This is a genomic window from Streptomyces sp. JLBG701 (assembly GCF_058544905.1).
This window is the reverse complement of sequence record NZ_CM178588.1, coordinates 10,525,797-10,544,013: the sequence shown is the minus strand read 5'-3', so window position 1 is coordinate 10,544,013 and position 18,217 is coordinate 10,525,797. Positions and strand designations below refer to the sequence as shown.

Here is an 18,217-nt window from a genome sequence, read left to right as displayed (position 1 = left end):
CGAGCTTGAAAAGAGGGCGCTCAAGATCATTTTGTGACGCAAGACCTGAACACCCTCTTGACCGCGCTGTACATGAAGATCGACGACGAGATCGGAGGGACCCGGTGGATGGGACGGCCACCGCCGATGACCGACTCCGAGCTCGTCTGCCTTGCCGTGGCGCAAGCCCTGCTCCGCAGGTACAGGTCCAGGCACGCCGCTCGCGCAGCGCGACGGCGAGGTCTTCCAGGTACGTGCCCACGCCTTCCCGCCCGCCGGACTGCTCGGCATCGCCACGGCGGCCACCTGTTTCGGGGTTCTGCTCGGCAGGCTCAGGGGTAGAGGCCGGCCCGGAAGACGAACGAGACGAGTTGCGCTCGATCACGTGCGCCGACCTTCGTCATGGCCCGCACCGCATGCGTCTTCACGGTGAACGGCGACACGGACATCTGGGCCGCGATCTCGTCGTTGCCGAGACCGCTCGCGACGAGAACGACCACGTCCCGCTCCCTGGGTGTCAGAGCGTCGAAGCGTCGCAGCAGTTCCTGGTCGATCAACGGGGGCGGACTGTCGGTCATGTGACCGATGAGCGCGGCCGTCGCGGCGGCCGACAGCGCACCGCCACCGCCAACGACCTCGGTGATTCCGGCGACGAGTTCAGCGGGGCTCACGGTCTTGCTCAGGAAACCGTTGGCGCCCGCGCGAAGGGCGGCGAGAACGATGTCGTCCTGGTCAAAAGTGGTCAGCACGATCACCCGCATCTTTTCGGGTGGGTGCTCTTTGCGGATCCGGCGGGTGGCTTCGACACCGTCGATGCCGGGCATCCGGATGTCCATCAGGACCAGGTCGATGGGGTGGTCCCGGAGGAAGGGGACGACCTGGAGTCCATCGGAGAGATCACCCGCAACAACGAGACTTGGGTCGAGCCGCAGCATCGCTTTGATGCCGGCCCTTATCTCGTCCTGGTCGTCGACGATCAGAATCCGCGTCATCAGACGACGGCTCCCAGGGGGCTGAACTCCGCATGGACCCGGAATCGCCCGTCGTCACGGTCGATCGTCAGCCGCCCGCTGGAGGACTCGACGCGTTCGCGCATCCCCACGAGTCCGAGTCCGCTGCCCGAGCCGGAGCCGCGCAGTGAGTGACCGACGCGGTTCTCCACGGTGACGCAGATCCTGCCGTCGCGCTCGCGCACATCCACCGTTGCCGCCCCCTCTCCATGCCGGTAGGCATTCGTGAGTGCTTCCTGAACGATTCGGTAGACCGTCACGCCGACGCTGGGCTCCACGAAACCGGCGGGGATGTCGATGGAGGGATGGACGTCGAGGCCGATGCTCTCGAAAGAGGCGATAAGGCCTTCCAGGCCGCTGAGCGCCGGGGTCGGCCGGAGCGCCTCGTCGTCGGAGATGTCGTCTCCGAGGCGGAGGAGCGCCAGGATCCGTTGCGTTTCGACGACGACGGTGCGGGCGCTGGACCTGGCTGAGACGAGGGCCTGCCGGGAGGACTCGGCATCTTCGGGCAGCCCGATCTCCGCGGCACCGAGATGCAGGCTCAGCATCGCGACCTGGTGGCCGATGACGTCGTGGAGGTCCCGGGCGATGCGGAGTCGTTCCTCGGTCACCCGTCGGGTGGCTTCGATCTCGCGGGTGGCGATGGCGCTTTCGGCCCGTTCCTCCAGGGTGCGCCAGTGCTCTCGATGGATGCGCAGCGCCGCCCCGGTCGCACCTCCTGCTATGGCTGAGAAGAGTGCGGCAGCTCCCACGATCGCGCCGCCACGGAATCCTCCCAGCGTCATGAACGCCCCCAGGAAGAACGCCGCCACGATGCCGGTTCCGGCCAGCGGCTGCTTCCCCCTGAGGGTGACCGAGAACAGCACGAGCACCGCCGTCATCCACACCGACAGGGGGTCGTGGCCCACCGCTGTGACGGCGAAGGACGCCGCGCTCGTCACGACCAGTCCTGCCCACGGCCTCCACCATGAGAGGGCGACACCGCCACCGGCGAGGAGCACGGAGAGGGCCGTCGGCCAATCCGACCCTCGCAGGATCACTGCCACGATCTGGCCGGTGACCACCAGCGCGGCCACCGAATAGGCGACGAGGTGTAGCGCCTCGGGGCGGCGGACCCACAGGGGTGCCACGGGCCCGTCCTGATTGTTCTGCGCCTTGGCCATGGTCTGATTCTCGTCCACGTGTGCTGCGGCCGTGTACTTCGAATGATGTAGACGGCGAGCCCGGTCCGGGCGATGGGGACGGCAGAACTCATTCGATTCGAAGTGGATGGCAGAACTACTTCGTTCGAAGTACACGGCCCCTCCCGAGGCCGCTGAGACTGCTCATCGAGGCGACCGTCTCACACCATCACGATCACAAAACGGGACACCCGATGACTCAGACCACCGTGACTTCGAGCACGACCACGACCACGACGACGTCCTCCGGGCTCCGATCGCTCTACCTGATCCGAGTCGCCTTCTCCCTGATCTGGGTGGCACTCGTCGTCACGACCTCCGCCTCGCTCATGTCGACGGACAAGCCCACAGTGATCGCGGCCGTGCTGCTCGTCATCTACCCCCTGTGGGACGTCATCGCCACGCTCCTCGAGCGTCGCACGGCCGGCACCGGCTCCACGGACCGCTTCGGTACCACCAACATGGCTCTCGGCCTCGCCACCACCGCCGGGATGATCATCGCCGTCTTCTCCACCATTGGGACGGCCCTGCTCGTGTTCGGCATCTGGGCCCTCCTTTCCGGAGCGATCCAGCTCGTCGTGGCGATCCGGCGCCGACGCACCGTCGGTGCCCAGTGGCCCATGGTCATCAGCGGCGGACTGTCCGTCCTCGCCGGTGCCTCCTTCGCTGCCATGTCCGCCTCGGCGACGAGCAGCCTGTCCACCGTCGCCGGATACTCAGCCTTCGGTGCCTTCTGGTTCCTTGTCTCCGTCATCGCCCTGAGCATCCGCAGCCGACGTGAAAAGCGTTGACCACCGCCGTCGGAGCCACCGCCTCTCCCGGAGGCGCGGCGTCTTGCGCAAACTCGGCGTCGAGCAGATCGACCTGCTGATCCTGCACCGGCCCGCGCCGGACCGCTTCGAGAAGACCATGGCCGCGTACAAGGCTCTCAAGGCGCTGCTTGCCAACGGTGATCAGTGGTCGTACGCGATCAGGGATCGGGTGACCGGGGCGCTGGTCCTGCGGTTGTGCCAGATCGCCGCGGTCATCGCGAGGATGCGCTGGGCGACCCGGATGGCGACGCCCTCGAAGGTCCGGCCGCCGTGTTGTTCCAGGTCGAGCTGGCCTTTGAGGGTGTCGTTGACCGATTCGATGAGTTGGCGGACCTTCTTGAGCATGGGTTCGCCATAGCGGGCCTTCTCCCGCTTGCGGGACGGCCGCAGTAGCTCGATGCCTTGCCCGGTGAGGTCCTTCTCGAACGCCTTGCCCGCGAAGCCCTTGTCCGAGATGAGCAGGATGCCCTCGCGTTCGGCGACCAGGCCGGCGTCGGTCTCCAGCATCGAGGCCAGGACTTCGCGTTCGCCGATCTTCGGGTTGGCCAGCGCCCACACGATGGGCATTGCCAGTCGGGGTGCAGACCGGATAGAGGCGCAGGCCCCAGAAGAACCGCGAGTGGGAGGCGCAGTAGCCGTACCCGGCCCACCCGGCGAGGTCCGAACGTTGGACCGTCGGGCGGGACATCCCGCACGGCCGGTCGGCTCCACCGCCGCCGGGTTCTGAAACGACTCGAACCATCGCGCCACATCCACCACCCTAAGAGCGCGGCGAACCGGCACGGGTAACGCTCACGTTTTTTCACTTCGAACGTACGTCCGCACAGCGCGCGCGTACAACACCATTTCCCGGCGTGTCACGCCACCTGGCCGCTGTGCAACGCCGAGTACGCCCCTCCCCGGCGCAGGAGTTCGTCGTGGGTGCCGATCTCGCGGATGCGGCCGTCGTCCATGACGACGATGCGGTCCGCACCGCGGACGGTGGACAGGCGGTGTGCCACGACGAAGGTCGTACGGCCGTGCAGCAGGCGGGCCAGGGCCTGTTGGACCAGGGCCTCCGAGCGGGTGTCGAGTGCGGAGGTCGCCTCGTCGAGTACGAGGACCTTCGGGTCGCGGATCAACGCGCGGGCGATGGCGAGGCGTTGGCGCTGTCCGCCGGAGAGCCGGGCGCCTCGTTCGCCGACCAGGGTGTCGAAGCCCTGCGGCAGGCGGTCGACGAACTCCAGCGCGTTGGCGTCGCGCAAGGCCGCGCGGACCGTTGCCTCGTCGGCGTCGTCCATGCCGTAGGCGACGTTCTCGCGGATGGTGCCGTCGAACAGGATCGACTCCTGGGGGACGACCGACACGAAGCGGCGGTAGGTGCGCAGGTCGAGGGTGTTCATGTCGGTGCCGTCGAGGAGGAGTCGGCCCGATGTCGGGCGGATGAAGCCGATGACGAGGTTGAGGACGGTGGACTTGCCGGCCCCCGACGCGCCGACCAGGGCGATGGTCTCGCCGGGTGCGACGGAGAGGGTGAAGTCCTGTACCGCGGCTCGGTCGTTGTCCTCGTAGCTGTGGCCGACGTTCTGGAAGGTGACGGCTCCGCGCAGTGCGGTGAGTTCCGACTTGCCCTCGTTGTCCTCCAGTTCGGGCGCCTGCAGCACCTCGCCGACCGAACGGACCGATTCGAGGCCCTTGGTGATGACCGGGGCCAGGCCCGTCAGGGTGGTCGTCGAGTTGGTGAGGGTCGTCAGGAAGGCGCTGAGCATGACGACGTCGCCGGGGGTGACGCCCCAGACGCCGTAGTAGGAGACCAGGGCCGCGCCGGCGAGGACCAGTACGCCGACGACGTTGAGGGCCACCCAGGCCAGCGAGCCGAAGCGGCCGTTGAGCAGGTCCAGGCGCATACCGGAGGTCAGGAGGCGGCGCAGGGTGCCGTCCATGCGACGCAGCGCCTTGCCCTCCAGACCGTGGGCGCGGGTGACGGGGATGAGGCGGGTCATCTCGGTGACACGGGAGGAGAGGGTCTCCACCTCGTGACGGAAGTCCTCGTTGTGGGTGCGCAGCCGGGCCCTGAGGCGGGAGACGAGCAGGGCGGCGACCGGTACGACGACGAGGAAGACGGGGACGAACTCCGGTGTGCGCACGGCGATGATGACGAGGCCGCCGATGAGCACGGTGGCGGCGCCGAGTCCCTGCTCGGCGGTCTGCTGCACCATCTGCTCCACCGTCTCGACGTCGCGTACGACCTTGGCCTGGAGCACGCCCGCGCTGACCCGTGAGTGGTATCCGATGGACAGTTGCTGCATGCGGGTGCACAGCGCGGAGCGCAGGGTGGTGCCCATGCGGCGCACGCTGCCGTACAGGAGGCGGACGTACAGCACGTGCAGGGGGTAGTTGACCAGCAGGATGGCCAGGATGATGCCGGTGCTCAGCCAGAGTCTGCCGACCGGCTGGTGCTGGACGACGATGTCGATGATGGACGCGGTGATCAGCGGCAGCAGCCAGATGGGGCTGTGTTTGACGGTGAAGACGAGGACCGCGAGGGCCAGTTGGCGGCGGTCGGTGCGCAGCAGGTAGGCGAGCGTGCGGACGGGGTGCTCGTCGCGGTAGCGGTGGTCGAGCGGTTGTGGCGGTGACGCCATCGACGGTGGTCCTTCCCGGTGTCCCCAATGGTCTCTGCATCATAGGCAAGCGCTTTCTTCCCGCTCCGGCGCAGAACAGTCGAACCGCTTGCGCCTCGGGTGGGTGAGCGTGCGACGATCACCGCGGACGCTTCTCGGGAAAGGCGGCGACATGCGCATCGGACTGCTCGGAACCGGCCCTTGGGCTCAGATGGTCCACGCTCCCGCGATCGCCGGGCACAAGGAGCTGGACTTCGTGGGCGTCTGGGGGCGTCGCCCGGAGGCGGCCGCGGCCCTCGCCGAAGCGCACGGGACGCGCGCGTACGACGACGTGGACGCCCTGCTCGCGGATGTCGACGCGGTTGCCGTGGCCCTGCCCCCTTCCGTGCAGGCCGAGTTGGCGGTGCGCGCGGCCGAGGCGGGCTGTCATCTGCTCCTTGACAAGCCGATCGCGACGACCGTGGCCGAGGGGCGTGCCGTCGTGGAGGCGGCCGAGCGGGCCGGCGTCGCCTCCGTCGTGTTCTTCACCACGCGCTTCCAGACCGAGCCGGCGGCCTGGATCGCCGAACAGGCCGCCGTTCCGGGCTGGTTCACGGCTCGGGCGGAGTGGTTCGGGGCCGTGTTCACCAGCGACAGCCCGTTCGCGGCGTCACCCTGGCGGCAGGAGAAGGGGGGCCTGTGGGACGTGGGCCCGCACGCCCTGTCCGTACTGGTGCCGGTGCTCGGGGACGTCAAGCAGGTGGCGGCCGCCGCGCGCGGCCCGAAGGACACCGTGCACCTGGTCCTGGAACACGCCGGCGGCGGGTCGAGCACCCTGACGCTCACCCTGGGCGCCCCGCCCGCTGCCGCGGGGGCCACCGTCGAGCTGCGCGGCGAGGCCGGCGTACACCTGCTGCCCCGCAGCTCCGAAGGGGCGGAACCGGCCTATGTTCGAGCCGTCGACGCGCTGCTCTTCGCCGCGCGCACCGGCCGCCCGCACCCGTGCGACGCGGCGTTCGCGCTGCGGGTGACCGAGGTGCTCGCGGTGGCCGAGGCCCGGCTGGCCGGTGACGTGCAGGCTGTGACCGGCTAACCGTCCGCTTCGTCGTCGAAGGGCTCGTCGCTCCACCGGAACCAGGCCCGGTCCCCGTCGATGTGCAGCAGGAACTCGGCGACGGGGCCGTCCGGCGAGGCCAGTGAGACCTGGCGGCGGATCTCGTCGTAGACCGTCTCCCACTGCGCCCAGTGGCCCTCGTCGTCCCGTTCGGCGAGGGCCAGTTCACGGGCGAAGAGTTCCTCGACGGCGCCGAATCCGGGGCCGGGGGCGAAGTGCCCCGCGAGCCAGGGGAAGTCGGCTTCGTCGATCAGGATCTCCCCGACCGGCTCCGCCCCGCTGGACACCTTCCAGACCTCACCGTCGAACCCCACTCCGGCCCTCCGTCGGCTCTCGTCGTTCGCTGCGTCCAGCAGCATCCCATCCGGACCCGGTCACCGCCTCTCCTGCTCCCCCTCCGCGTCGATGTGGGGCAGGATCCGGTCCAGCCAGGACGGGGTCCACCAGGCGTGCCGCCCCAGCAACGTCATGACCGCCGGCACCAGCAGCAGTCGTACGACCGTGGCGTCGATGAGGACACTGACGGCCAAGCCGAGTCCCAGCATCTTGACCACGATGTTGTCGCTGACGATGAACGCGGCGAACACGCTCACCATGATCAGCGCGGCGCAGGTGATGACGCGTGCGGTGATCTCCAGGGCGTGGGCGACGGAGGCTTTCGCGTCGCCGGTGCGCAGCCAGGCCTCGTGGACGCGGGAGAGCAGGAAGATCTCGTAGTCCATGCTGAGTCCGAAGATGATCGCGAACATCATCATCGGTACATAGCTCTCGATCGGGACCTTGCCCTCGACACCGAGTGCGGGCCCGCCCCAGCCCCACTGGAAGACGGCGACGACGACGCCGTAGGAGGCCGCGATCGACAGGACGTTGAGGACGGCCGCCTTCACGGCGACGAGCAGGCCGCGGAAGACGGCCAGGATGATCAGGAAGGCCAGGGCGACGACGACGGCGATGATGAGGGGCAGCCGGCTCGCGACGATGTCGCGGAAGTCGATCTGCGCGGCGGTGGTTCCGGTGACGTAGCCGTCGGCGGCCGTGCCGGAGACCGCGTCGGGGAGGGTCCGGTCCACCAGGCGGTTGGTGAGGTCGGTGGTGTCCGCGCTCTGCGGGGACTGCTTCGAGTAGACGGTGGCGACCAGGACGTCGCCGTCCTTGGTGGGGGTCAGCGGGGTGACGGTGGACGCGCCGGCGACGGCGTTCAGGGTCTTCTGCGCCTGCGAGGCGAGGCCCGAGCGCTGGGAAGACGGTACGGCGGTCTGGTCGATGACGACGGTGAGGGGACCGTTGGACCCGGGGCCGAAGGCGTCCGTCATCAGGTCGTAGGCGCGCCGGTCCGTGAAGGAGGTGGGGTCGGCTCCGTCGCCGATGTGGCCGAGCTGGATGGAGAAGACCGGGATCGCGAGGACGACCACCGCCGTGACGCCCGCCGCGAGGAACTGCCACGGCCGGCGTTCGACGCGTTGCGCGTAGCGGTGCCACGTTCCCTGCACCGGCTCGCCCTGCGCGGTGTCGGTCTCGGCGACCGGGCGGCGCACCCGGTAGCGGTCGATGCGGGTGCCGATGAGGCCCAGCAAGGCCGGTACGAGGGTCAGCGCGCCGGCGACCGCCGAGACGACCGTCACCGCGGCCGCGATCCCGAGTTTGGCGATGAAGCTCACGCCGGAGACCGACAGGCCGGCCAGGGCGATGATCACCGTGCAGCCGGAGACGAGCACGGCCCGCCCGCTGGTCGCCGTGGCCTGTCCCGCGGCCCGCGCCGGATCCATGCCGTCCATCAGGTTCTGCCGGTGACGGGTGATCAGGAACAGGGCGTAGTCGATGCCGACGCCGAGGCCGATCATCGTGGCGAGGGTCGGGGACACCGTGGCGAAGGTGAACGCGGCCGCGAGCAGACCGAGGCAGGCCAGGCCGCCCACCACGCTGATCAGCGCGGTCAGCAGGGGGATGCCGGCCGCGATGACGCTGCCGAAGCCGACCAGGAGCACGACGATGGCGACGGCGAAGCCGATCAGCTCGCTCACCCGGTCGTCGGCCTCCGGCCGGGCCAGTTCGCCCAGCGGGCCGCCGTACTCGACGTCGGCGCCGGCCGCGCGCAGCGGCTGCACGGAGTGGTCCACGCCGTCCAGGTAGGCGTCCCCGAGTGTCGAGGGCTGCACGTCGAAGCGGACGGTGATGTAGGCCGTCTTGCCGTCGGTGGAGAGGGGGCCGACGTTCTGCTGCGACTGTCCGGACGACTGCTGCTGGGATCCGGAGGGGGCGCTGAGCGGGTTCTGGACGGACAGGACGTGCGGCAGCTTCTGGAGGTCGCCGACGGTCGTCGACATCTGCGAGTTCAGCGACGTCAGCGCCTTGTCCTTGTCGTGCAGGACGATCTGGCTGCTGTAGCCGCCGGCCGCCGGATCGTGCTTCTTCAGCACGTCCAGGCCCTCCTGGGACTGCGTGCCGGACAGCGAGAAGTCGTCCGAGTACTCGCCGCCGAAGGAATGGTTGAGGACCTGGAGGGCGGCCAGCGCCACCAGCCAGGCCACGATGACGACGACGAAATGCCGAGCGCACCACTCCCCCAGCCGCCGCAGCCTCCCCCTGGCTGCCCTGTCCTCGCCCCCGGTGCCTGCACGAGCGGGTGATGACACAGCGTTCACCGCCAGAAGAGACGTCAGATACCCCCATTGAACGACGCGCCGATCATCCCGTCATTTCGAGCCAGTGCGCGCTTCCGGATGCACGGTGGGCCAGGGCGTTGAATGGTGATAACGGGCCCGTTGTCAGCACCGGGACCGCAGCAGCAATCCCCGGACCCGAGGAGCGAGATCATGCCGACGTCACAGCCCGACGCGTCCCGGCCGTCCGAGGACCGCACCACCCCGGACAGCCTGCTCCACGCCCGCACCGGCACCGAGGTGTCCCCCGAGGACCTGGTCCTTGCGTCCGGCAAGGACATCACTCCGAAGAGCCTCGACTGGGCCAAGCGGAAGCTGGCGGCGGAGGGCCCCTCCGCCCTCGACAAGCTGCTGCCTTAAGGCCCGTCCAGGCAGAGGACCTGGACCCGCTGGACCAGGTTGTTGGCGAACCCGCCGCGGTTCCAGGGCTGGTCCAGCGGCTGGGTGCCGCCCTCGGCGTCGGTGGCCCGCGCGCTCAGCGCATGGTCGCCGAGTGTCGCCGTCCAGTCGAAGCGCCACCGGCGCCAGGCCCACCGGTGCCCGTCGTCGGGCTCCAGTTCGGCCTCCTGCCAGCTGTCGCCCCCGTCGGTGCTCACCTCGGCCCTCGTCACCGGTGCCCGCCCCGACCAGGCGCGGCCTTCCAGGGTCACCGGGCCCGGCCGCACCACGCGTGCCCGCGACATGAAGTCCGGGAAGCCGGGCGGGACCAGCAGGGCGCGGGGTGCGATCCGGGTGACCGGCTCGCCCTCGTCGCCGGGGTGCTGCCGCAGCCGGTACGCCACGGCCTGCTGGAAACCGGTGAACGGCTCGTCGGTGACGCTGACCTCGCGCAGCCACTTCACGTGCGCCATGCCGTACCAGCCGGGCACGACCAGCCGCAGGGGGTGTCCGTGCTGCGGTGGCAGCGGCGCCCCGTTCATGGCGTACGCCACCACGACCTCGGGCTCGGTCCCGGCGGCCACGTCCACGGGGAGAGCGCGCTGGTAGTCCTGCTCGACCCCGCGTTCCACTCCGTGGTCGGCGCCCGTGAAAACGACATCAGCGGCCCCCGCGTCGACTCCGGCCTCGGCGAGCAGCAGCCGCAGGGGTACGCCCGTCCACTCGGCGGTGCCGACCGCTTCGACGAGCCAGGGCTGGCTGACCGGCCGGGGTGTGAGCAGGGCCCGTCCATTGCCCGCGCACTCCAGGGTGACGCGGGTGGTGACCTGGGGAAACGCTCGCAGGTCGGCCAGGTCGAGGTGGAGGGGACGGCGGACCAGGCCGGTGATGTCGAGCTGCCAGGGGGCGCCTTCGGGGACGTAGGGGATGTCGTAGTGCGTCAGGACGTAGTGCAGGCCCGGTGGAGTGAGGTCGTGGCGGAGTGCTTCGAGCGGCAGACCGTGGTTGCGGGTGGCGAGCGCGAGTTCGTCCGGGCTGATGCCCTCCTCGGGGCCGGCCAGCCGGGCGGGTGCGCTCACGTCCTCGAGTCGACGACCCATGCATCGCATTATCGCCCTGTACGGCCACTCGCGCGCCCGTGGGGACAACTCCCGTTGATCATCCGGGAGTTCGCTCGCCCGCCCGCCACGTTTCCGCCGACTTCTCCCGGGTCGACCGTTACCGGTTCACCCTTTCGGTGGAGGCCGTCGAACTGACAGACTCGTGCAGGTGCGCGACTTCGACATGCTCGTCATCGGATCCGGCCCTGGCGGGCAGAAGGCCGCCATCGCCGCGGCCAAGCTCGGCCGCCGGGTCGCCGTCATCGACCGCCCCGACATGGTCGGCGGGGTCTCCATCCACACCGGCACCATCCCCTCCAAGACCCTGCGTGAGGCGGTGCTGTACCTCACCGGTCTCACCCAGCGCGATCTGTACGGCCAGAGCTACCGGCTCAAGGACGACATCACCGTCGCCGATCTGACCGCCCGCACCCAGCACGTGGTCGGCCGCGAAGTCGACGTCATCCGCAACCAGTTGTCCCGCAACCATGTGGCGCTGTTCGCCGGTACGGGACGCTTCGTCGACGACCACACCATCGCGTTGCGCGAAGTCAACGGCAACGAAAGGCTGTTGAGCGCCGACAACATCATCATCGCCACCGGCACCCGTCCCGCCCGGCCCGACACCGTCGAGTTCGACGGGCGGACCATCATGGACTCGGACAACGTGCTGAATCTGGAGCGGGTTCCGCGCTCCATGGTCATCGTGGGGGCCGGGGTGATCGGCATGGAGTACGCCTCCATGTTCGCCGCCCTCGGCAGCAAGATCACGGTGGTGGAGCGGCGGGCCGGGATGCTCGACATGTGCGATGTCGAGGTCATCGAGTCGCTCAAGTACCACCTGCGCGACCTTGCCGTCACCTTCCGCTTCGGTGAGACCGTCGCCGCGGTCGAGCGGCATTCCCGGGGCACCCTCACGCTGCTGGAGAGCGGCAAGAAGATCCCCGCCGACGCGGTGATGTACTCGGCGGGCCGGCAGGGCCTCACCGACGAACTCGACCTCGACAAGGCCGGGTTGACGGCGGATCCACGCGGCCGGATCACGGTCGACGAGCACTACCGCACCGAGGTGCCGCACATCTATGCCGTCGGCGACGTCATCGGGTTCCCCGCGCTGGCGGCGACCTCGATGGAGCAGGGCCGGTCGGCGGCGTACCACGCCTTCGAGGAACCCGTCGGACAGATGCACAACCTCCAGCCGATCGGCATCTACACCATCCCGGAGATCAGCTTCGTCGGGCGGACCGAGGACCAACTCACCGACGAGTGCGTGCCGTTCGAGGTGGGCATCTCCCGCTACCGGGAGCTGGCCCGGGGGCAGATCATCGGCGACTCGCACGGCATGCTCAAGCTGCTGGTCTCCCCCGAGGACCGCACGCTGCTCGGCGTGCACTGCTTCGGTACCGGGGCGACCGAGCTCATTCACATCGGGCAGTCCGTGATGGGGTGCGGCGGTACGGTCGACTACCTTGTCGACGCGGTGTTCAACTATCCGACGCTGGCCGAGTCCTACAAGGTGGCCGCGCTGGACGCCACCAACAAACTGCGTCAGATCGACCGGATCGGGGACTGATCGAAGACCCGGCTCAGCGGGGGTAGTTGGGCGCGGGCCCGCGCCCAACTACCCCCGCTGAGCGTCGCCTTCCTCGGCCACGGGCTCGGTGGTGCCCTGCGAGTCGCGGAGCAGCAGCCGGGCCGGGACCGCCGGCATCCACCAGTACTTGGCGAGAGATGGCGAGAAGAAGGCCACGGGGATCGAGCTCGCGACGACCAGGACCAGCAGGAGGCCGCGGCGGACCGCCTCCTTCAGCACTGCGGGAGTGGCGTGCGCAGCGGCCAGTTCGGGCCGCGCGACCAGGCGCAGGTGCATCCCGCACACGAGGGCGCCGGCCAGGGTGAGCGCCCCCGCGCAGATGGCGGTCGCCGTGGCCGTGTCGCCGTACTCGCTGATCAGCCGGGTTGGGAAGGGCAGGGCGGCGACGAGCGCCAGGAGCGGGAAGTACAGGTAGAGCAGCCAGCGGTCGATCGCGGCGATCGACCGGAACAGGGCGTGCTGCACCACCCAGAGCGAACCGATGACGGCGAAGCCGAGCAGATAGGCGCCGATGGCCGGCAGCGCCTCCCCGACAGCGTGGGCGACTTCGGAGTCGGGCAGCCCCTCCGGGATGGTGATCTCCAACGCGCCGAGGACGCCAGAGGTACCACGTGCGGCCGAGGCCCGGGGGTACGCCAGGTGATCAAGTTGTGCGCGTGCCCGGAGCCACCGGATTGCGCGAGCGACGACGCGAGGCGAACGCCGGGCCCGTGCGCTTCGCCTCCGAGTGAAGCCTGAGCGGAAGCTGCAATTCGCTTCCTTCAATGCTTACTTCACCTCTTGACGTAAGTGGTCCATACCTTTAGGTTCACGGGTCAGCCAAGCATCACGGGACCTCCATCACGTTCATGAAGTGAACGCAGCCTCGGTTTTTCACCCCCCACGAAAGGCCCCTGCGCCCATGCCCAGACCTCTGTCCGCAGCTGTCTCGCTCACCGCGCTCTCCCTGGCAACAGGCCTGCTCACGGCGCCCCCCGCACAGGCCGCCACCGGCACCGTCACGGGCCTCGCCGGCAAGTGCCTGGACGTCGCCGGCGCCAACTCCGCCGACGGCACGGCCGTTCAGCTCTACGACTGCAACGGCACCGCCGCCCAACAGTGGACCGTCGGCAGTGACGGAACCATCCGCGCCCTCGGCAAGTGCCTTGACATCACCGGCAATTCGACCGCCGACGGCGCCACCACGCAGTTGTGGACCTGTACCGGCGGCGCCAACCAGAAGTGGACGGTCTCCGCCGCCCGCGACATCGTCAACCCGCAGGCCAACAAGTGCCTGGACGTCACCGGAAACAGCTCCGCCAACGCCACGCGCATACAGATATGGACGTGCAGCGGTGGCGCCAACCAGAAGTGGACCGCGCCCGCCGCCGGCGACGGCACCACCCCCTCCGCGCCGATGGCCGTGGCGCCGTACCTCTACAACGGCTGGGGCAGCCCGCCGAACCCCACCACGGTCACCAACGCCACCGGCGTCAAGTACTTCACCCTCGCCTTCGTGCTCAGCAACGGCTACTGCAACCCGCAGTGGGACGGCGGCCGGGCGCTGACCGGCGGCGTCGACCAGCAGACGATCAACACCGTGCGGGCAGGCGGCGGTGACGTCGTCCCGTCCTTCGGCGGCTACAGCGGCAACAAGCTGGAGAGCTCCTGCTCCAGCGCGAGCGAACTCGCCGCCGCGTACCAGAAGGTCATCAACGCCTACGGGCTCAAGGCGATCGACATCGATCTGGAGGCCGACGCCTACAGCAGCGGCACCGTGCAGCAGCGGACCGTCGACGCGCTCAAGACCGTCAAGGCGAACAACCCCGGCCTGAAGGTGTACGTCACCATCGGCACCGGCCAGAGCGGTCCCGACACCAGCCTGATCAACCGGGCGGCGTCCTCCGGTCTGACCGTGGACGCCTGGACCATCATGCCGTTCGACTTCGGCGGCGCCGGCCAGAACATGGGCAACCTCACCGTGCAGGCGGCCGAGGGCCTCAAGACCGCGCTGAAGAACGCGTACGGCTACAGCGACGACCAGGCCTACCGGGACATGGGCATCTCGTCGATGAACGGCATCACCGACGTCAACGAGACCGTCACGGTGGGCGACTTCCGGACGATGCTCGCCTACGCCCAGCAACACCACCTGGCCCGGCTGACCTTCTGGTCCGTCAACCGCGACCGCCCGTGCACCGGCGGTCCCGCCGACAGCTGCTCCGGCGTCAGCCAGTCCGACTGGGACTACACCCGCGTCTTCGCCGGCTACACCGGCTGATCCGGCCCCCAACACCAGCCACCCCCACCACCGGCCGCCCCGTTCCGCGGTTCGGCCGAGCCGCTCGGCAAGGAGAACCTGTGCTCACCCTCTTGCGCCCCGTCCTCAAGCGACGCCGCAGATCCACCGCCGCGGCCCTGGTCACCGTGGCCGCCGCCTCCCTGCTCACGGCCGTACCCGCGCCGGCGAGCGCCGCGGCCGCCGCGCTGCCCACCGACTTCGCGACCGTCATGAACGCCGCGAGCGGCAGGTGCCTGGACGCCAAGGCGGCCGCCACCGCCAACGGCACCGTCGTGCAGCAGTACAGCTGCAACAACTCCACGGCCCAGCAGTGGAGTTTCACCGCCACCAGCGACGGCTACGTCCGCATCAACAACCGCAACAACACCGCGCAGGTCGTGGATGTCGCCGACGTGTCCACCGCCGACAACGCGCCCGTCCATCTGTGGGCCTACGGCGGCGGCACCAACCAGCAGTGGCTGCCGGTCGACGAGGGCGGCGGCGCCTACCACTTCGTCAACCGCAACAGCGGCAAGTGCCTGGACGACCCCGCCGCCTCGACCGCGGACAGCGTGCAGTACGTGCAGTACACCTGCAACGGCAGTGCGGCCCAGCGCTTCCAGGTGGTACCCGTGACCCAGTCGTCGGCCAATCCCGACCTCGGCTCGAACGTCGTGATCTTCGACCCGTCCATGTCGTCGTCGACGATCCAGACCAGGCTCAACACGATCTTCCAGCAGCAGGAGACCAACCAGTTCGGCTCCCAGCGCTACGCCGTCCTGTTCAAGCCGGGCTCCTACAGCGCGGATGTCAACGTCGGCTTCTACACCCAGGTCGCCGGTCTCGGTCTGACCCCGGACGCCGTCACGATCAACGGCGCGGTGCACGCCGAGGCCGACTGGTTCCAGGGAAACGCGACGCAGAACTTCTGGCGCGGCGCCGAGAACCTGTCGGTCAACCCGACCAGTGGCGGCGACCGTTGGGCGGTCTCACAGGCTGCGGCGTACCGCCGGATGCATCTGCGGGGCAACCTCGCCCTGGACGACGGCGGCTGGTCCAGCGGCGGTCTCCTCGCCGACAGCAAGGTCGACGGACAGGTCAACTCCGGCAGCCAGCAGCAGTGGCTGACCCGCAACTCCCAGCTCGGCAGCTGGACCGGCTCCAACTGGAACATGGTCTTCGTCGGCAGCCAGGGCGTCCCGGCCACCAGCTTCCCCAGCCCGCCGTACACCACGGTCGCGCAGACCCCGGTCAGCCGTGAGAAGCCGTCCCTGTACGTCGACGGCAGCGGCGCCTACCAGGTGTTCGTGCCGTCGCTGAGGTCCAACTCCACCGGCACCAGCTGGGCGAGCGGATCCCCCTCCGGCACCTCGCTGTCCCTGGACACCTTCTACGTCGTGAAGCCGGGCGCGACGGCCGCGCAGATCAACACCGCGCTGGCCGCCGGGAAGAACCTCCTGGTCACCCCGGGCGTCTACCACCTGGACCAGACCCTGCAGGTGAACCGTGCCGACACCGTCGTCCTGGGCCTCGGCCTCGCCACGTTCATCCCGGACAACGGGATCACCGCGATGAAGGTGGCCGACGTCGACGGCGTGAAGGTCGCGGGCGTCCTCTTCGACGCGGGCACCACCAACTCGCCCACCCTGATGGAGGTCGGCCCGACAGGCTCGTCCGCCACCCACGCCACCGACCCGACCTCCCTGCACGACGTGTACTTCCGCGTAGGCGGCGCGGGCGTCGGCAAGGCGACCACCAGCCTCGTCGTCAACAGCGACAACGTCATCGCCGACCACACCTGGATCTGGCGCGCCGACCACGGCAGCGGCGTCGGCTGGACCAGCAACACCGCGGACACCGGCCTCATCGTCAACGGCGACAACGTCACCGCGTACGGCCTGTTCGTCGAGCACTACCAGAAGTACCAGACCATCTGGAACGGCAACGGCGGCCGGACGTACTTCTACCAGAACGAGATGCCCTACGACCCGCCGAACCAGGCGTCGTGGATGAACGGCTCCACGCAGGGCTACGCCGCCTACAAGGTGGCCGACTCCGTCACCAGCCACCAGGCCTACGGCCTGGGCAGCTACTGCTACTTCAACGTCAACCCGGCCGTGGCCGCCGAACGGGCCATCGAGGCACCCAACAACGCCAACGTGCGCTTCACCAGCATGCTGACGGTCTCCCTCGGCGGCACGGGCACCATCCGGCATGTCGTCAACAGCACCGGAGGCCCGTCCAACTCGACCACCAACGTGGCCAATCTGACGAACTACCCCTAACGCGTCCGCACCACCGGGACGCGAGCTCCTCAGTCGGCCGCTCCTCCGCTCAGGGGGAGCGGCCGACCACCCCCAACCCCCAACCCCCAAGGAGCGTCATTCGTCATGCCCATCTCCCACCCCAGAAGACCCCACCGCATAGGCCGGCTCACGGCCTTCGCCGTTCTCTCGGCCGTACTCACCGCGCTGTTCACCGTCACTCCCGCCCAGGCCGCCGACGGTGCGATCACCGGGCTCGCCGGCAAATGCGTCGACGTCGCGGGTGCAAACAGCGCCAACGGCACCGCCGTACAGCTCTACGACTGCAACGGGACAGGCGCCCAGATCTGGTCCAACCCGGGTGACGGCACCCTGCGTGCGCTCGGCAAGTGCCTCGACGTGGTCGACCGCGGCACCGCGGACGGCGCGGCGGTCCAGCTGTGGGACTGCTCCGGCGGCAGCAATCAGCAGTGGGTGGTCAGCGGCGCGAACGACATCGTCAATCCGGCCGCGAACAAGTGCCTGGACGTCCGGGACAACAACAGCGCCAACGGCACCCGGCTGCAGATCTGGACCTGCTCCGGAGGTGCGAACCAGAAGTGGAGCGCGCCCGCGAGCGGTAGCGGCGGCACCCCGTCCGGATTCGTGGTGAGCGAGGCGCAGTTCAACCAGATGTTCCCGAGCCGGAATTCGTTCTACACCTACAGCGGCCTGACCGCCGCGCTGAGCGCCTACCCCGGCTTCGCGAACACCGGCAGCGACACCGTGAAGAAGCAGGAGGCCGCCGCCTTCCTCGCCAACGTCAACCACGAGACCGGCGGGCTGGTCCACATCGTCGAGCAGAACACCGCCAACTATCCGACGTACTGCGACTGGAGCCAGTCCTACGGCTGCCCGGCCGGCCAGGCCGCCTACTACGGGCGCGGACCCATCCAGCTGTCCTGGAACTTCAACTACAAGGCCGCAGGCGACGCGCTCGGCCTCGACCTCCTCAACAACCCCTGGCTGGTGCAGAACGACGCGTCCGTCGCCTGGAAGACCGGCCTGTGGTACTGGAACACCCAGACCGGCCCCGGCACCATGACCCCGCACAACGCCATGGTCAACCAAGCCGGCTTCGGCCAGACCATCCGCAGCATCAACGGCTCCCTGGAATGCGACGGCAAGAACCCCGCACAGGTGCAGAGCCGCGTCGACGCCTACAACCGGTTCACCTCGATCCTCGGCGTCTCGCCGGGCGGCAACCTCTACTGCTGACCGCGGCCGCACAGCTCGACAAGGAG

General features: G+C 69.1%; 14 protein-coding genes and 2 pseudogenes. 8 read left to right on the top strand and 8 right to left on the bottom strand.

From position 1 onward, the window contains the following. Positions 1–72: 72 nt before the first annotated feature. Positions 73–174: pseudogene (locus AC5DRG_RS48220) on the top strand (IS982 family transposase); the annotation flags it as partial. Between the two features lie 137 nt (positions 175–311). Here AC5DRG_RS48220 and AC5DRG_RS48215 read toward each other — a convergent pair. Together AC5DRG_RS48215 and AC5DRG_RS48210 are read right to left on the bottom strand one after the other, a co-directional pair. Next, positions 312–971: a response regulator transcription factor gene (locus AC5DRG_RS48215; RefSeq protein ID WP_491806656.1), complete on the bottom strand. Its 660-nt coding sequence runs from the start codon at positions 969–971 to the stop codon at positions 312–314. Further along, the gene (locus tag AC5DRG_RS48210; RefSeq protein ID WP_491806655.1) at positions 971–2,152 is read right to left on the bottom strand and encodes a sensor histidine kinase; all 1,182 of its coding nucleotides are present in this window, start codon (positions 2,150–2,152) and stop codon (positions 971–973) included. The genes AC5DRG_RS48215 and AC5DRG_RS48210 overlap by 1 nt, the downstream gene beginning before the upstream one ends. A 212-nt stretch (positions 2,153–2,364) precedes the next feature. On the opposite strand from AC5DRG_RS48210, the gene AC5DRG_RS48205 reads away from it, so the two are divergent. Then, positions 2,365–2,961 carry a DUF308 domain-containing protein gene (locus AC5DRG_RS48205; protein ID WP_491806654.1) on the top strand — a complete coding sequence of 199 codons (597 nt, stop codon included), beginning with the start codon at positions 2,365–2,367 and terminating at the stop codon, positions 2,959–2,961. A gap of 162 nt (positions 2,962–3,123) precedes the next feature. Here the strand turns inward: AC5DRG_RS48205 and AC5DRG_RS48200 are convergent. Both AC5DRG_RS48200 and AC5DRG_RS48195 read right to left on the bottom strand, forming a co-directional pair. After that, positions 3,124–3,679, bottom strand: a pseudogene (locus AC5DRG_RS48200) (transposase); the annotation flags it as partial. A gap of 160 nt (positions 3,680–3,839) precedes the next feature. After that, positions 3,840–5,606 carry an ABC transporter ATP-binding protein gene (locus tag AC5DRG_RS48195; RefSeq protein WP_491806653.1) on the bottom strand — a complete coding sequence of 589 codons (1,767 nt, stop codon included), beginning with the start codon at positions 5,604–5,606 and terminating at the stop codon, positions 3,840–3,842. A 151-nt stretch (positions 5,607–5,757) separates the two neighbouring features. Here AC5DRG_RS48195 and AC5DRG_RS48190 point away from each other — a divergent pair, with 151 nt between their 5' ends. Beyond that, positions 5,758–6,657, top strand: a complete 900-nt coding sequence (locus tag AC5DRG_RS48190) for a Gfo/Idh/MocA family protein (protein WP_491806652.1) — start codon at positions 5,758–5,760, stop codon at positions 6,655–6,657. On the opposite strand, the gene AC5DRG_RS48185 is transcribed toward AC5DRG_RS48190, so the two are convergent. Both AC5DRG_RS48185 and AC5DRG_RS48180 read right to left on the bottom strand, forming a co-directional pair. After that, positions 6,654–6,992: a hypothetical protein gene (locus tag AC5DRG_RS48185; protein ID WP_491813362.1), complete on the bottom strand. Its 339-nt coding sequence runs from the start codon at positions 6,990–6,992 to the stop codon at positions 6,654–6,656. The two genes, AC5DRG_RS48190 and AC5DRG_RS48185, sit on opposite strands and share 4 nt — an antisense overlap. A 60-nt stretch (positions 6,993–7,052) precedes the next feature. Continuing rightward, positions 7,053–9,311 carry an MMPL family transporter gene (locus AC5DRG_RS48180; protein WP_491806651.1) on the bottom strand — a complete coding sequence of 753 codons (2,259 nt, stop codon included), beginning with the start codon at positions 9,309–9,311 and terminating at the stop codon, positions 7,053–7,055. 180 nt (positions 9,312–9,491) lie between these two features. Between AC5DRG_RS48180 and AC5DRG_RS48175 the strand changes: the two genes are divergently transcribed. Continuing rightward, positions 9,492–9,698 (top strand): hypothetical protein, encoded by a 207-nt coding sequence (locus tag AC5DRG_RS48175; protein WP_491806650.1) that lies wholly within the window; start codon positions 9,492–9,494, stop codon positions 9,696–9,698. Here the strand turns inward: AC5DRG_RS48175 and AC5DRG_RS48170 are convergent. Then, positions 9,695–10,816, bottom strand: a complete 1,122-nt coding sequence (locus tag AC5DRG_RS48170) for a sulfite oxidase (protein WP_491806649.1) — start codon at positions 10,814–10,816, stop codon at positions 9,695–9,697. The genes AC5DRG_RS48175 and AC5DRG_RS48170 overlap by 4 nt on opposite strands. 169 nt (positions 10,817–10,985) lie before the next feature. Here AC5DRG_RS48170 and sthA point away from each other — a divergent pair, with 169 nt between their 5' ends. Continuing rightward, a complete protein-coding gene (gene sthA, locus AC5DRG_RS48165) occupies positions 10,986–12,389 on the top strand; it encodes a Si-specific NAD(P)(+) transhydrogenase (protein ID WP_491806648.1) in 1,404 nt (467 codons plus the stop codon). Between the two features lie 48 nt (positions 12,390–12,437). Here the strand turns inward: sthA and AC5DRG_RS48160 are convergent, their stop codons facing one another. Beyond that, positions 12,438–12,995, bottom strand: a complete 558-nt coding sequence (locus tag AC5DRG_RS48160; protein ID WP_491806647.1) for a TMEM175 family protein — start codon at positions 12,993–12,995, stop codon at positions 12,438–12,440. Between the two features lie 316 nt (positions 12,996–13,311). Between AC5DRG_RS48160 and AC5DRG_RS48155 the strand changes: the two genes are divergently transcribed. From AC5DRG_RS48155 to AC5DRG_RS48145, 3 genes are all read left to right on the top strand, one after another. Then, a complete protein-coding gene (locus AC5DRG_RS48155; RefSeq protein ID WP_491806646.1) occupies positions 13,312–14,670 on the top strand; it encodes a ricin-type beta-trefoil lectin domain protein in 1,359 nt (452 codons plus the stop codon). An 80-nt stretch (positions 14,671–14,750) separates the two neighbouring features. Continuing rightward, complete coding sequence (locus AC5DRG_RS48150) at positions 14,751–16,955, top strand: pectate lyase-like domain-containing protein (RefSeq protein ID WP_491806645.1); 2,205 nt, start codon at positions 14,751–14,753, stop codon at positions 16,953–16,955. Positions 16,956–17,060: 105 nt separating this feature from the next. Then, positions 17,061–18,191 carry a glycoside hydrolase family 19 protein gene (locus tag AC5DRG_RS48145; protein WP_491806644.1) on the top strand — a complete coding sequence of 377 codons (1,131 nt, stop codon included), beginning with the start codon at positions 17,061–17,063 and terminating at the stop codon, positions 18,189–18,191. Positions 18,192–18,217 lie beyond the last annotated feature (26 nt).